Annotated in this window: 12 protein-coding genes; 11 read left to right on the top strand and 1 reads right to left on the bottom strand. The window is 71.3% G+C overall.

Annotation, left to right across the window (positions count from 1 at the left end):
* Positions 1-12: 12 nt before the first annotated feature.
* The 10 genes from ACYQ5L_RS39410 to ACYQ5L_RS39455 all read left to right on the top strand — a co-directional run bounded on the left by ACYQ5L_RS39410 (position 13) and on the right by ACYQ5L_RS39455 (position 13712).
* Positions 13-366, top strand: a complete 354-nt coding sequence (locus tag ACYQ5L_RS39410; protein ID WP_459963794.1) for a hypothetical protein — start codon at positions 13-15, stop codon at positions 364-366.
* Complete coding sequence (locus tag ACYQ5L_RS39415) at positions 363-872, top strand: hypothetical protein (protein WP_459963795.1); 510 nt, start codon at positions 363-365, stop codon at positions 870-872. Before ACYQ5L_RS39410 ends, ACYQ5L_RS39415 begins: the two co-directional genes overlap by 4 nt.
* Positions 872-3418 (top strand): ATP-binding protein, encoded by a 2547-nt coding sequence (locus tag ACYQ5L_RS39420; RefSeq protein WP_459963796.1) that lies wholly within the window; start codon positions 872-874, stop codon positions 3416-3418. The genes ACYQ5L_RS39415 and ACYQ5L_RS39420 overlap by 1 nt, the downstream gene beginning before the upstream one ends.
* A gap of 101 nt (positions 3419-3519) precedes the next feature.
* Positions 3520-5535 (top strand): hypothetical protein, encoded by a 2016-nt coding sequence (locus ACYQ5L_RS39425; RefSeq protein WP_459963798.1) that lies wholly within the window; start codon positions 3520-3522, stop codon positions 5533-5535.
* Positions 5532-7079, top strand: coding sequence for a M23 family metallopeptidase (locus ACYQ5L_RS39430; protein ID WP_459963799.1), 1548 nt, complete (start codon positions 5532-5534; stop codon positions 7077-7079). Before ACYQ5L_RS39425 ends, ACYQ5L_RS39430 begins: the two co-directional genes overlap by 4 nt.
* Positions 7076-7630, top strand: coding sequence for a hypothetical protein (locus ACYQ5L_RS39435; protein ID WP_459963800.1), 555 nt, complete (start codon positions 7076-7078; stop codon positions 7628-7630). Before ACYQ5L_RS39430 ends, ACYQ5L_RS39435 begins: the two co-directional genes overlap by 4 nt.
* An 857-nt stretch (positions 7631-8487) precedes the next feature.
* Positions 8488-10800 (top strand): FtsK/SpoIIIE domain-containing protein, encoded by a 2313-nt coding sequence (locus ACYQ5L_RS39440; protein WP_459963801.1) that lies wholly within the window; start codon positions 8488-8490, stop codon positions 10798-10800.
* Positions 10801-10823: 23 nt separating this feature from the next.
* Positions 10824-11183 carry a hypothetical protein gene (locus tag ACYQ5L_RS39445; RefSeq protein ID WP_459963802.1) on the top strand — a complete coding sequence of 120 codons (360 nt, stop codon included), beginning with the start codon at positions 10824-10826 and terminating at the stop codon, positions 11181-11183.
* A gap of 440 nt (positions 11184-11623) precedes the next feature.
* Complete coding sequence (locus tag ACYQ5L_RS39450) at positions 11624-12925, top strand: hypothetical protein (protein WP_459963803.1); 1302 nt, start codon at positions 11624-11626, stop codon at positions 12923-12925.
* 67 nt (positions 12926-12992) lie between these two features.
* A complete protein-coding gene (locus ACYQ5L_RS39455) occupies positions 12993-13712 on the top strand; it encodes an NUDIX hydrolase (protein WP_459963804.1) in 720 nt (239 codons plus the stop codon).
* 24 nt (positions 13713-13736) lie between these two features.
* Here the strand turns inward: ACYQ5L_RS39455 and ACYQ5L_RS39460 are convergent, their stop codons facing one another.
* A complete protein-coding gene (locus ACYQ5L_RS39460; RefSeq protein WP_459963805.1) occupies positions 13737-14255 on the bottom strand; it encodes a hypothetical protein in 519 nt (172 codons plus the stop codon).
* Positions 14256-14326: 71 nt separating this feature from the next.
* On the opposite strand from ACYQ5L_RS39460, the gene ACYQ5L_RS39465 reads away from it, so the two are divergent.
* Positions 14327-14806 (top strand): hypothetical protein, encoded by a 480-nt coding sequence (locus ACYQ5L_RS39465; protein ID WP_459963806.1) that lies wholly within the window; start codon positions 14327-14329, stop codon positions 14804-14806.
* Positions 14807-14821 lie beyond the last annotated feature (15 nt).

Raw genomic sequence — 14821 nt, forward strand, 5'->3', positions numbered from 1 at the left:
AAGGAAACCGTCATGTCCGTCGTCGCCACCGTGCTGGATCCCGGTGTGACCAGTCTGGCCGAGGGCGTGTTGCCCTGGTTCAACCGCAAAGGCGCAGAAGCCCAGGAATCCATGCGGATCGCCGCCACGCTGGTCGCGATCGGGTTCATGATCTTCACCGCGGTCAAATCCCGCGGCGCGATGTCCGCGATCTTGGTATCGGGCCTGGTCGCAGGCATTTTCTTGTTCCTGGTCTGGAATATCACCGCTGTGCGCGACAAGGTCGGCGACGAGGTCGGTACGGCCGCGGTCGCCACCACCGTGCACCTGGTCGGGCAGGCCACCGCGGATGCGGTGCCGCCGTGGCTGCCGGGGTGGCCGTCATGACCGAACCCGTCGCCCGCTCCCCGCAGCTGATCCGCAACTTCAAACGCGCCCGCCGCATCCCGATGCTGATCGGGCGCACCCACACCGGCGAGCGCATCCCCGGCGGCCCCTACAGCCCGCTGCAGTTCCTGGGCACCGGGGCCGTGGTCGGACTGCTGATCCTCACCTATCCCGCGTGGAGCCGATTCGGCAGCTCCGCGCAGAACATCGCCGTGTTCGTCGGTCTGCCCGCCGCGACGCTGTGGCTGCTGGGCCGGCTGCCGCAGGCCGGACGCAACCCGGTCTCCATCGCCGTCGGCGCGCTCAAGGCGCTGACCAGCACCGTCACCACGCCTACGGTCAACGGCCGCCCGGTCCGCGCCCCCCGCGCCCCGCAAGCTCTCACCGGCACGGTCACGATCTCCGCCGCGCCTCGACCTGCCGCCCCGACGGTGACCGCGCAGCCCGTTCCGCGGGGGCTGGGCTCGGCGGCGCTGCTGTCGGCCACCAGCAGGAGGGCCGCCTGATGATCCTGCAACCCACCTGGTTCGTCGACGGCAACCTGCGCTGGACCCGCTCGGGCACCGTGTACGCCGAATGGATCTTGAGCGGGGTCGAGTACGGCTACCGCCCGATCGAGGACAAAGAAACCGCCCGCATGCTGCACAAACTGCTGCTGCGAGCGCTGCCGGGGGAGTCGCTGCTGCTGGGGTTGTGCGCCAGCCTCGACCCCGCCGCGATCGTCGCGCGCATGGAGGACGGCATCGACCTGGCCACCCATCCGGCCTGGGCCGCCGAATGCGAGGCCACCCTTGACACGCTCGCCGAATTCCGGCCCGGTCGGCGTATCTACTGGCTGTCGGTGCCGTTGAACAACCGCCGCTGGCGGGACCGCCTCGTCGCCTCCGGCAATGCCGCCCTGATCAGCCTCACCGACCTCGCCGGCGCCCCTCGGCGCCTGCCCGGCCCCGACGAGATCGCGCTGCGCCGTCACCAGGCCGACCTGATCGCCGCGGCGCTGCCGCCTTACTTCCGGCCTACCCCGGTCACCCCGGCTCAGATGGGCTGGCTGCACCTGCACTCCCTGCAGCGTGGCCTGCAACTCGACGCCGACCTGCCACCCCGCCGGTACCCGGGCAGCCGCAAGACCTCCGCCGCGTTCGCGCCCGCCCGCCTCGACGAAGGCGCGATCAGCGACCGGCCCCCGCAGCCGCGCTGGCGCGCCCCCACCCACAAGCTCACGCGGGTGGTCAAGGTCGACCAACCCTGGTCCCCGACTCCTGTCCCCGCCTCCTATCAGGCGTTTCTCGCTCTGGCCGACACCCCGGCCGGCGGTGAGGAATTCCCGGGCTCCGAGTTCCTCACCCTCGCCGACGAACTGCCCGATGTCGACTGGGCGCTGCTGCTGACCGTGCGCGCCCGCGACGAGGTTCTGCGCGCCAACCAGCGCGCTTTGATCAATCTCCAGGACCAGTACCACCAGCGCAGCGGCGAACTGTCCCACGGCCACAGCGTCCTCGACACCGCCGCCGAGGACCTGGCCATCTACGCCGAAGCGCTCGAGTCCGACAAGAACGAGGTCGAAGTCCAGGCCACCGTGGTGTTCGCCTGCGGTGCCGCCTCCGAGGAGGAGGTGCTGCACAACGCCCAGCAGCTCGCCCGAACCTTCGACGCCTCGCACTACCGGCTGCTGGCGCCGCTGGGCCGCCAGGCCGACCTGTGGAAGGCGCTGACACCCGGCGCGCCCCGCCCCCGGGTGCTCGGCGACTTCCTGCAGGTCACCACCTCGGCCGACTTCAGCGGCTATGTGCCGTGCACCTCCGCCGATGTCGGCGACGCCAGCGGCCCGCTGCTCGCGCTCAACATCAGTTCGGCCCGCATCGGCGTGGTCCACCACGACGTCGCCAGCAAATCCGCCGCCGACATCTCCGGCTCCTGCGGGGTGTGCGGCGACCTCGGGTCGGGAAAGAGCGTGCTGATCAAGTCCATGTGCGGGCACTTCGTCGACCGCGGCGGCCGGGTCGTCGTGGTCGACCACACCCAGCTCGGCGAGTACGCGGCCTGGGCCAACACCGTCACCGACGCCACCATCGTCGACCCCGGCGACCCGCGGTACTCGATCGACCCGCTGCGGGTGTTCGAGCCGCGCCGTGGCGCCGAGGTCGCCGCCAGCCTGCTCATGCCGCTGCTGCAGATCCAGCCCGACGACGACTTCGGGCTGCTGTTGACCCGGGTGCTCGATCCGGGCTACCGCGCCGAACACGGCCTGCTCGACGGCGGCCTGCACGAACTGATCGAGCATCTGGCCGGCGCCGCAGCGGACCCGCTGGCCGCGAAACTGGGCGCCAAGCTCGGCGTCTACAGCGACAAGTCGTACGCGGCCAGCATCTTCTCCCCGAACCTGCCGGCGCTGTCACCCGAGTCGCCGGCCATCGTGTTCCGCACCCACCTGGTCCAACTGCCCACCCAGGCGCAGGTCTCCGCACCGCACCTGTTCAAGGAACTGCCGTTGGAGAAGCGGGTCGGGCGCGCCACGTACGCGCTGATCGCCTACTACGCGCGGGAACTGTGCTTCTCCGACCCGTCGCAGCCATGCCTGTTCGCCCTCGACGAATGCCATCGCCTCACAAGGGCGGAGGAAGGCCTCGACGTCGCGGTCGAATTCGTCCGCGAGGGCCGCAAGGAATCCGCCTACATCCTGCTGGGCAGTCAGGACCCCGACGAGGGCATGGGCTCGGAGACGTTGCGCGGCCTGATCCCCACCAAGATCACGATGCGGCAGAAGGATCCGCGTCTGGCCCGGAAATCTCTCGCGTTCGTCGGCCTGGATCCCGACGATCCGGCCCTGCTCAAGGAACTGGTGGAGGAAACCTCCCCGGCCACGGGCAAGGACCCGGCCACCGGCCGCGAATACGTCGAACCACATCGCCGCGGCGAGGGCTACATGCGCGACGCGTTCGGCAACATCGCGCGAATCAAGGTGCTGCCTCCCAGCAGTCCCGCCCGCCGCGCCGCGGTCATGACCACGCCCACCGGCCACCGCCGGGCTCGTCGTGAGCCGGTGCCGTCGTGAACCGCCTCCACCACGTCGTCGCCACGATCACAGAGTTGATCGTGAAAGGCCCGTACCGGCCTCCAGAACGGCTGCTGAGCGCTTTTCGGCCCCTCCGGAGGGTGTCGAGGTGGGTGTGGGCCTCGCGGTGGCGTCGCGGCCTGGTGCGCGTGGTCGCGCTCTACCACCTCGCTGGCCTGCTGGCCGTGCTGGCCACCGCGCCCGCACACGCCCAACCCGCCGGGACCGCCACCGGCGGCGTGCCCGAGAACGCGGTCTTCTCCTGGATGGAGGTCAAGGACAGCCACGGCATCAGCGTGTGGTCGTACTTCATGAGCCTCGACCACGGCAACGCGCGCCATCCGTGGAAGGCGGTTTTCGCGGTCTTCATCGAGATCGAGTGGGAGATCTACCGGGCACTGGCCGCCTCCACCATCTGGATCCTGACCTACGCGCTGCGGTTCGAATGGCTCGCACAGCTCGTCGAGCCCGCCCGCAGCATCGGCGCCTCGATCACCGCGATGACCGGGCAACTGAACCTCACCGGGGTCCTGCTCACGGCCGCGGCGCTGGTGGCGGGCTGCTGGATGCTGCGCGGGCGCTGGTCGACGGGCATCTACGAGATCGCCGCGTCCTGCCTGATCGCCACCCTCGCCGTGAGCATGCTCTCCGACCCGGTCGACCGGGTCGCCGGCCCCGACGGGCTCATCATCTCCGCCCGTGACATCGGCCTGGAACTGGCGGCGGGACTGACCCATTCGGGCAACACCACCGCCGATCCCGACCAGCTGCTCGACGACCTGTCCACCTCGCTGGCCGACACCCTGCTGCGCCGACCCGCCCAGCTGATCAACTTCGGGCAGATCATCGACGATCTCGGCCCCGAAGGGCAGGCCTGTATCGAGGCCTGGGATCGCGGGTTCGACAAGGTCAAAGGCAACACCCGCGACACCCTCAAAGACAACATCCGGTCGTGCGAGGGCGGCGGCGACAACTGGTGGGACAGCAATGGCGGGTCGATGAAGGCCTACGCCGACGACCCCAACGCCACCCAGGTCGCCGCCGCGGGCGCGCTGATCATCGGCGGCCTGGTGCTCATGTGCTTCGGCTGGTGCCTGGCCTTCACCGTTTTGGCCGCGGTGTGCGCGGCCCTGTACCAGTCGATCAAGGCCATTCCGGGGCTGCTGCTCGGCATCGCGCCCGGAGCCCCCCGCGGCATGCTGCTCAAAACCGCCGCCAACCTGGCGATGGCGCTGGTGTCGCTCGTGTTCGCGGTCGTGTTCGTGGCCGGCTACATGCTCGTGATCCGGGACTTCTTCAGCACCGGCTCCGACAACCTGTTCAAAAAGGTGTTCATCGTCGACATCGTGCTGGTGGCGGGCCTGATCCTGTTCCGCCGCGGCGTCCGCACGATCCGCGCCTACGCCGACACCCTCGCCACGAAGATGGCCACCCGCCCCGGCGCGGCACCCACCCACATCCAGCGGCCGGTCCCGCACGCGAACGCGCTGCAAGCCGCGTACTACACCGCGCAGATGAGCGGACAGGCGATCCGGATGGGCAGCCGCGCCGCCGGCGGAATCCAGCGCTACGCCGCCGGGCAGAAGGCCTCGGCCATGGCCGGGGTCGGTTCCCTGGCCGCCACCGTCACCAGCGTCGCCACCGGCGGTGCGTCCGCGGCGGCGTGGGTGGCCACCAAAGCCGCCGGAGGCGCGGCGGTCATGGCCGCCGCCGGCACCAAATCCGCCACCCCGCCCCCGCCGACTCCGCCCACTTCCTCCACCTCCACCGGCAGCCGTTCCACCACCGCGCCGCCAGTCGCCGTCGGCTCACCCGCCGCGGCGAAACCGCGCCGCCCGCGGCCCGAGGACGTCTACAAACCCGGCATCAAACGACGGGTCGGTGTCGCCATGCCCGTCACGCCCGGCCTGCACCGCCCCGCCGCGGCCCCGGCCACAGAGCCCGCGCGGCCCGCTGCGCCCGCGACATCCGCGCGCGGGGACTACCGCCAGCGTGTCCCCAGCGGACTGTGGGTCCCCGCCCGCGGCACCGCCGCCACCGCGCCGGCTGCTCGCACCCCGACCAGAATGGCCTCCTCGACGCGTACGGCGCCCCCGCCGCGGGCGCCCCGGCCGTGACCAGCCGGCGCGTCCTCGCCGCCCTGCTCGCGCTCGGGGCCGCGATGGCCGCCTTCCTGCTGTTGATCCCGGTCCTGGTGGTCGTGAGCGTCACCGGTTCGGCGTTCGACACCGCCGGCTGCGGAGGTACGGCCCTGCCCGCCGGTGCCGCCGCAGCGCCCACCGACCCCGCCGTGCTCGCCGAAGCCCAGTTGCGCAACGTGCGCACGATCATCGCGGTCGGCGAACAACTGGGGCTGCCCGAACAGGCGATCGTGGTCGCGTTGGCTGTCGCGGGGCAGGAATCCGGATTCCGGATGCTCGCCAACGACGGATCCGATCCCCGTCTGCGCGACGACCAGCGAGACGTCGACCGATCCCTGCAGTTCCCCCACGACGGAGTCGGTTCCGACCACGGCTCGGTGAATTTCATGCAGCAGCAGTACCCGTGGTGGGGCAGCCTCGAGGAACTGATGGATCCGCAGGTCGCCGCCCTGAAGTTCTATCAGGCACTGGAAAAGGTCGAGGGCTGGCAGGCCATGGCGGTCACCGTCGCCGCCCAGACCGTGCAGGGCTCGGCCTACCCCGACGCCTACGCCGACGACGAACCTCTCGCCCGAGCCCTGTTCGCCGCCAACCAGGGTGCCGCCGCCGGCGCGCCCCCCTTGCCCGGCAGCGCCACCGCCGCACCGGCCGGTGCCGTCGACCCGGCCGCGACGATCGTGTGCGGCACCGGGGCCGCGATGACCTGCCCCGCCACAGGAGAGGCCGCCGAGCAGGGTCTGACCCCGGACGCGCTGCGGGTCCTGCGTTGCCTCGGCCAGCAGTTCGGCGCCCACCGCTGGGTCACCGTGGGGGAGCGGCCCGCCGGCACGGACCGCGACCATCAGGAAGGCCGCGCGGTCGACGCCATGACCCGCGACCGGGCCGACGGCGACGCCATCGCGGCCTGGGTCACCGCGCACGCCGACGACCTCGGCGTGAAATACGTGATCTGGTGGGGGCGGATCTGGCAGCGCCCCGGCATGGGCCAGCCCGGACAGTGGAGCGACTACGTCCACCCGAACGGCGAGGACTCCGACACCGCCGCCCACCGTGACCACGTGCACGTCAGCGTCTACGGCGACGCCGCCGGAACCACCGTGTCCACCGCCGGTGACGGCACCGCCCGCCTCCCCCTCGATCCCGGCCGGTACGTCATCAGTTCCGAATACGGGCCCCGCGACGGCACCTTCCACGCCGGCACGGACTTCGCCGCCGACCCGGGAACCCCGATCTACGCAGTCACCGGCGGCACGGTCACCGTCGCCAGCGACCTCGGGGACGGCTACGGCGAATGCGTCCGCATCGTGTCCGACGACCACACCGTCGAAACCCTCTACGCCCACCAAAACGTCGGCGCCATCACCGTCCGCGTCGGCGACCACGTCACCGCCGGTGACATGATCGGTGCGGTCGGCAGCACCGGCCACTCCACCGGCCCCCACCTGCACTACGAAGTGCGGGTCAACGGCCACTCGGTCGACCCGCGGCCCTACCTGACCGCCAAGGGACTGCGCCCATGACCGTCCCCGAACCGCATATGGACACCCCCGCCGCTGACCCTCCGCCGTCGCGCCGCCGCATATGGACCACGCTGCTCGCCGCCGCCCTCGCGGGCACGGTCTACGCCAGCCTGCACTACTGCGGCACTCCCGCCGACCAGCCAGCACCGCCGACCGCGGCCACACCATCCCCGGCCCCACCGGCCGCACCCGCCCCGCACGGCCATATGGGCACCGACAGCGAACCCGGCACGTCCGCAAGCAATGACCAGGCAATCAGCGCGATCCGCGGCTTCGCTACCGACTTCGCGGTCCCGGGCACCGGACCGGAGGACTGGTGGACGCGGGCGCGCCGATGGGCCAGCCCGCATCTGGCCGACGCACTCCGCAGCACCGACTGGAATCGCCTCCCGGCCGCCACCCTCACCACCGTGCGGATCCACGCAAGCGGCCCGTCGGTGGCCGACGCGGAGGCCGTCTACGCCAACGGGCTCGCCCTCGCCATCCGCGCCGAAAAGGTTGCCCAAGAATGGCGGGTCACCACGGTCGTGCCGATGCGAACCCGCTACTGACAGCCCTCCCGCTCTCCGGGGATGTCCTTTTTCCGCTGATAAGTGCACGAACGCACGGTTCTGGACCTCTTACCTCCGAGGGCAGAACCCCTCGGCCGATCAACCGGAACGGAGCCTCCCAATGACCGACTGCACCCCGGCATCCCATAAGGACCACATGTGGCCCATCGGCGCCGACGAGCCACCCTCCCACGCCGTGCGCGAGCTGCTCGAGCGCCGGCTGGACCTCGAGGCGGGCCTGCGCGAGGTGTTCGCCCGTGCCGAACGCTCCCGCCCCTCCCGCCCGTGCCAGCCACCGAGTAGTCAGCAGGAGGGATGTGCGAGACCCAGGGGTGTAGGAGGGTGTAAGACGCGTGTTCGACACACGGTCGGCCACTGTTCGCCGGGTGCACGGCACCCGTACGGCGAGTGTGTGGCGGAGCTTCGGGAACCGTGAACCGCGGGGATATGGACACCGGCGGCGGTGGATTTACGCTTCGGTCCTCGGAGTCGTGGATTCAGTCCCGAAGCGTAACTCCATCCGGCGGACGGTCGTGCGCCGACACACCGGCGAGTGTTCGGCCAATGAACGGTGAGTGTTCGGCACCTGTCAGGCCCATGTAAGGCGAGTGTTCTGCGTGTGTAAGACCGCCCTCGTCGAGAAACCGGCGATCCCCCGAATTCGCGCTGTCACATGAACTGACCGCGCGCACCTCTCTTCCGTCACAGGCCACCCACCCCGGGTGCGCCGCCCGGGCGGAAGGGACCCTCGAAGTGAGCACATCCCAGCCGCGCCGCCGGCCTTCCGCAGCCGCCGTCTGCGGCACCGTGGCCGAGCCGGCGACGCAACCGCGAGGCCCGCGGACGAGGCAGCGGCCGTGACCACGCCGAGCCCCACCGTGCGGATGACCCGCCCGACCTACGGGCGCACCGCACCACTGCCGCACCGCACCCGGCCCTGGCTGCGCAACAGCGCGCTGCTGCTGGCCACCGCCACCGGCGTGCCGGTCGCGGCACCGTTGCTGGGCATGGATCGGTGGGTGACTTCGGCAGCCACCACCGCCCTCGTGCTCGCCGCGGCCGCCGCCGCCGTCGAAGGCCACCGCTGGCAGACACGCCACCAGGACACCGACCGCTGCGCCGAACAACTGTGCGCGGCGATGGGCATGCCGGCCACCCGCGCGGTGCTGTGGGCCCACACCTGGCGGGCCCGCGGTCGTGAACCCGGCCGCCCGTCCCGGCTTGTGGTGCGCTACACCAACGCCGGCTTGGCGCTGGACCCCGAATGGCTGACCCGCATCACCGAAATCGTGTCCGGGCAACCATGGGGCACCTACCGGCTCGAGCGGCATAACCGCCGCCGCTGCCGTCTCTCCTTCATTCTCGACGAATCCCTCGCCGCGCTCCCGGATCCCGAACCGGTCGCCCGCGCCAAACGGCTGGTGCTGCGCATCCTCGGCCCCACCGCCACCGTCACCGGCACCGATCTCGACCCTGCGGGCGCGGTCATCAGGCTCACCGCCCGCCACGACGACGGCGCCCGCTTCGCTCCGTCGGGCTACCGCGCGCGTGTCGAACGCACCGTCTCGGCGGTGCTTCCCGGTCGCTGGCGCGCCCGCTGGGACCTGGAATCCGACGAAGTCGTCTTCGAACAGCGGCCGGCGTTCCCGACGGTGATCTGGCACGACACCGTCCCCGACCCCGGCACGGACTACGAAGACGTCGCCATCGCCTTCGCCCGCGACGAAGACGGACGCGCGCTGCGCTGGCGCCCGGTCATCGACCCGCACATGATCCTGATCGGCGCGACCGGCACCGGCAAAACCGCCGCGGTGCACACCGTGGTGACCGCGGCCGCGCTCCTGGACTGGATGGTCTGGGTCGTCGACGGCAAGGGCACGGAGTTCCTGGGTTTCCGGGACTGGCCCAACATCCAGGTCGTCGCCTCCCGCACCGAGCACCAGGCCGCGGTGATCCACCGTGCCTGGCAGGAGATGGAACTGCGGTATCAGGCGATCGAGGACGGCGCCGACGAAGCCGACTTCGTCCCCTTGTTGGTCGTCGTCGACGAGTTCGCGGACTTCAAGGCCAATCTCGAGGCCTGGTACTCGCTCATCCGGGTCAAAGGCGATCCCAGCCAGCCCCGCACTCTGCTCGAAATCGCCTCTCTGGTCCGCAAGGGCCGCTCGGCCCGCATCCACCTGCTCGTTTCCACACAGCGCCCGGATGCGGACTTTTTCGGTGGCCGCGGCCGCGGTGACACCCGTGACTCGCTGCGCATGCGCGTCTCCCTCGGACCACTCAGCCCGCAGGGCGCAATCATGCTCTGGAACAACCCCGCCACCGGAACCTCCATCCCGCGGGGCCTGCGCGGGCGCGCCACCGCGGTCACCGAGAGCGGCGAGGTGGTCGAGGTCCAGTGCTTCTACACCCCCGACCCCCGCCGCACACCCACAACCAGCCCCGGGCACGCGGTCCTGCAACGACTGCGGCCCGCCCACCCCGTTCACGACCGGCTGGTGCTGCTCGACCCCGACAACGAAACCGCCACCGCCGAACCGGGCACCGACGCCGCCCCCCAGCCCCGCCAACGCGCCGCCGTCTCCACCTTCCGCAAAACGGTGGAAGCACGGTGGGGTCGCGCCGCCGACTACCCCGACCACGATCCGGTGCGCCGCCGCGAACAGCTCGCCGCCGCCCGCGCCGACGGCGCGCCCGATGCCCCGCTGCTGGGACTGCAACACTTCCTCGCCCAACCCGGCGGGGACACCCCCGACAGCCAGCCACCCGACTCACCCCCTGCCGCACCGCCGCGACGCAGCATGAGCGACCTGCTCGACGCCGCGGCCGCCGCCACCTCCCGGCGCGCCCCGCTGCGCCTGGTTCCCGACCTCGCGGATACGGCCCCGGACGCCGAGGACCACGACATCCCCGGCGTCGGGGATTGGCCGGACACCTACGACGACGCCGAACCCTCCGCCCCGATGGATGTCGAGATCGGTGACCTGATCTTCCTCGAGGACCTCGACGACTGGGCCGTCGTCACCGGAGAACCCGGCCCGGACCTTCTCGCCGCCGAGGACGCCGGCCTCATCGCCATCACCTACCGAACCGACGACGACAGCGAGCACCAGATCGTCGTGCCCGAGGACGGGGAGGTGCTCGTGCGCCGGCCCCTGGAATCCGCCTGACCTCTCAACGAAGCGAGGACACCATGCCCGACACCTCCCGCCCCCACCCCGGGTCCGGCCGCTCCGGCCCGGCGACCACCATGTCCGACGACGACCTGTTCCTGCTCGTCATCGGTGCCGCCCTGGCGGTGCCGGGGATCCTGCTCACCATCCCGGCCTGGCGCGACATCGCCGTGGCATGGCTGGCCGACCACCACGTCCTGGTCGCCGCCGGCGCACACCCGGTCTGGACGCTGCCCGGCGACGTCGCCGGATTCGACACCCGCCGACTGATCCTGCTCGGCCTGGCCCTCGCTGCCGCCCTCGCGGGCCTGACCTCCCTGGCGTGGCACCGCTACCAGCGGTGGCTGCAACGCCGGCTGACCACCGGGGACCAGTCATGAGCGCCCCGCGACGGCGAGGTTTGGCCGAACCCCCTTGCTCGGCGCTATCATCCGGGACATCCACACAAGTGCGATCTGACCAATCGCATTGCCGAACAGAACGCGAGCGTCCCATGCCGACGTGTGTTGCGCGCACCCCAAAACTCGACGGCCGCAGTCAATCCTCCTGCCGTGCACCCGGATTCACCCGATCCGCTACACTTACCCACTCGGAGCCGGTCGATGCACCGCTGGGGGTGGTTCCCCGGCCGCATACGCCGGTCGGGTCCGGTCTCCGGACCCCACCTGCGCAGGCCGCTGGGCTGGGCCCCAGTCTGGCCTGCGCAGGGTCCACCTCCTCTCCGCCGTCTCCCGCCCGCCGTCCCGCCCGCCCCCTGGGCACGGGATCGCGCTGGACCACCTTCGACGGTCGACACGTTCGCCGGGACGGTCCCGACACCGTGCCGGTCACCGAACCTCGCGGATATCTGGCCGCCCAGCAACGGCTCGGACGCACCATCGCCGACATCGCGGCCGCCGCGGACCTGCCCCTCGAGGTCGTCCGTGTGGTGGCCCGCCACGAGCGCACCGGCGTCGACGCCGAAGTCGCCGCCCGCATCATGGCCGTCGGCTACGGCCCCCTGCCCGGCGCGCCGCACGGACCCGCGCTCGGTGCCCAACGCCGAGTCCGGGCACTACTCGCCATGGGCTGGCACCCGACCGCCCTCGCCGACCACTGCGACACCGAGGTCATCGACGCGCTCCCGGCGCTGCTGGCCGACCTCACCGAAGACCGTCAGATCCCCGCCGCGGTCTGGCACGGCATCGCCCGAGCCTTCGACGCGCTCGCCATGACCCCCGGTCCCGACCCGGCACTGCGCGACACCGCCCGCGACCTCGGCTACGCCACCCCGCTGGCCTGGGACGAGGACGAGATCGACGATCCGCGCGGGCGACCGCACTACCCGCAGGTCCGCCAGGGCATCGACCCCGTCGCCATCCACCGCCGCCTCGGCCTGGACCACACCGTCACCCTGTTGCCCGCCGAGATCGACGTCATCCTCGACCTGGCTGTCCGCGACCACTGGACCGCCGACCATCTCGCCGACGTTCTCGGCGGCACACGGGCCGCCGCCGAGCGTCGCCTGACCCGCCGGCGGAACCGGACGCGAATCGATCAGCCGGGCACTGAGACCTCCCGGCCGCCCGCCGGCACGGAGCCCAGCGCCCCGGCGGCTCATGTCACGAGCACCTCGGTCGGCGACACGGAAGGCGAGACCGCGCGGCCGGGCCCGGATGCGACCCTCGGCGCACCGGCGCATCGGAGGTGCCCGTCGACGCGGTCGACCGTGCTGCGCTCGGGGCAGCGTGCCCGTCGCCACGGTCGCGCCCGCCGGTGGCCCAACCGTCAGATCCGTGCCGTGCTGTCGGGACCTCCCGGCCAGCCGCCGCGCCGGCTTCCCACGGGCAGCCCCGAGGCCAGTTCGCGGCCCGGGATCCGCGGCGTCGACCGGGAGGAAGGCGCCCGCCTCGCACGCTCCGTCACCGGAGACCGCGCTAGCGGCCATCGGACCCTGCACCCCGGGATCACCGCCGGGCTCTCACCCCCGCTCCAGACGGGGTCTGCCCCGGTGCCGGGCCGGTGGGTCTCCTTCGGCCGGGCACCTCGGCGCCGCGCCCGAAAGCTGTTCGCTGCGCGAAAGGTTCGCCCGAACGCTGTTTACGTCATATTGACAATAGACCAGAGGGGCCCTACCTTTTAAATGTCAGTTGGACGTAAAAGTCTCGGGGGATCGACCACCGGAGGCTGCAGCAGAGCGGGGATGTCGCATGAGCGCCCGAGTACTGGTCGCCCTCACCGTCGACCTGACCGTGTTCACGGTGCGCGAGGACACCCTGCAGATCCTGCTGGTGGAACGCGGCAAGGAACCCTGGCCCGGCTGGCTGGCGCTGCCCGGCGGCCACCTGGAGGACGGTGAGGATCTGGACGTCGCCGCCGCGCGGGAGTTGGAACAGGAAACCGGCCTGAGCATCGACCGCGCGCATCTGGAGCAGATCCGCACCTACGGTGCCCCGCATCGCGATCCGCGCCGGCGGACGGTGACGGTCTGCTATCTGGCGTTCGTGCCCGGCGCCGCGGAACCCACCGCGGGTGACGACGCGCGAGCGGCCATGTGGATCCCCGTCCAGTCCATCCTCGACGGGGACACGATGCTCGCCTTCGACCACAACCGGATCGTCGCCGACGCCGTGGAGCAGGCGAGAAACCGGTTGGAACACACGACGCTGGCCACCTGGTTCTGCCCGCCGGAGTTCACCATCACCGAGCTGCGCAAGGTGTACGAGGCAATCTGGGGTGAGCCGTTGGATCAGCGCAACTTCAACCGCAAGATCACCAACAGCCCGGGGGTTCTGGTGCCGACAGGCCGGCAGACCACCCGTCACGGCGGCCGACCGGCAGCGCTCTACCGCCGTGGTGCCGCGCTCACCGTGCATCCCGCCATCACGCGGTCCGTCATGAAGACCGTGCCGCGGGGGAGCAGACCCTGATCGCCGATCCAGCGCACCGGCGGACTACCTGGTTGCGCCGGCCTTCTCGAGGGCCGCGCCGACCGTGCGCCGGACCGCGACGACGCCGGCGTCGGTGATCCCCTGCTCGTTGAGGTAGGTGGTGAGCTTGGGGTAGGTCCAGGCCTTGAAGGACTGCCCGAGGTCCTGCGGGGACGTATTCCAGATCTCGACCGCCTTGGCGACGACCTCGGGGGTCATCTTGCGCGGCTGCCGCGGTCCGCCCAGCAGCCCGGTCTTCCCGGTTCGCCACGCCTTGCCCAGCGGGTGCGCGAGAATCGCCGCCCACACCTTGTCGGCCTCGTAGATCGACTCGCTGCCCTTGAGGCCGGCGCCGCGGCCGATGGCCTCCACACCCCAGTTGCGCAGCGTCTGCCGCGCGACCTTCCGCGAGGACACGCCGCGGATCTCGGCGACCTCGGTGGCGGTGAGGTGCTTCTTGGCCAGCAGTTCCTCGGCGCGCTCGGGAGTCACCTCCCGCTGGCGCAGCCGTTCCCGGGCTGCGTCGACATCGAATGCGGTCACGGTAGGGCCTTTCCTCCGGGCGGTTGATGCGTACACATACGATAATGCGTATTGCATTATCGTCCAAATGCGTGTACGGGGGAGGGAAGGCGCAGGCCGCCCGGCGGGTCGCGGCGCCGCCGGCACCGCCGGGCATGATCAGCGGAGATACCGTGGACAGCGACCATGACGCCGCCGGAATCGATCCGAACCCGAGGGCCGGCCCGCGGCGCTCCGACGACCGGCGGGAGGTGTGCGACCCGATGAACGGCGGACACGGCGATCAGGCGCCCGCGCGCGCCGGCGCCGAGAATCTGATGCCGGCGTGCGGGCATTGCGATCTGGAGCGGCGCGCCGGCGCGATCGGCTTCGTGCGAACGGCCCGCTGGGCGGTGGTCTCGCGCGACTGCTGCACCGGCACCGATCTCGAGCAGCTGCTGTGCCAGCCGCACTTTCTGGCCCTCGTCGGCCAGCCCTTGCCGGGCCGGTGTGAACGATGCGGCCACATCAGCCGATCGGTGCACGACATCGTCGACCGCGCCATGACCGTGGGCGCCGAACCGACCCTCTGATTCGGGGCCCGAAGA

Source organism: Nocardia sp. IFM 10818, assembly GCF_054655275.1.

Bases quoted from the DNA above. Each gene is read 5' to 3' on its own strand.
- ACYQ5L_RS39435 (WP_459963800.1), top strand. From the start codon at position 7,076: ATGACCGTCCCCGAACCGCATATGGACACCCCCGCCGCTGACCCTCCG.
- ACYQ5L_RS39415 (WP_459963795.1), top strand. From the start codon at position 363: ATGACCGAACCCGTCGCCCGCTCCCCGCAGCTGATCCGCAACTTCAAA.
- ACYQ5L_RS39445 (WP_459963802.1), top strand. From the start codon at position 10,824: ATGCCCGACACCTCCCGCCCCCACCCCGGGTCCGGCCGCTCCGGCCCG.
- ACYQ5L_RS39410 (WP_459963794.1), top strand. From the start codon at position 13: ATGTCCGTCGTCGCCACCGTGCTGGATCCCGGTGTGACCAGTCTGGCC.
- ACYQ5L_RS39455 (WP_459963804.1), top strand. From the start codon at position 12,993: ATGAGCGCCCGAGTACTGGTCGCCCTCACCGTCGACCTGACCGTGTTC.
- ACYQ5L_RS39420 (WP_459963796.1), top strand. From the start codon at position 872: ATGATCCTGCAACCCACCTGGTTCGTCGACGGCAACCTGCGCTGGACC.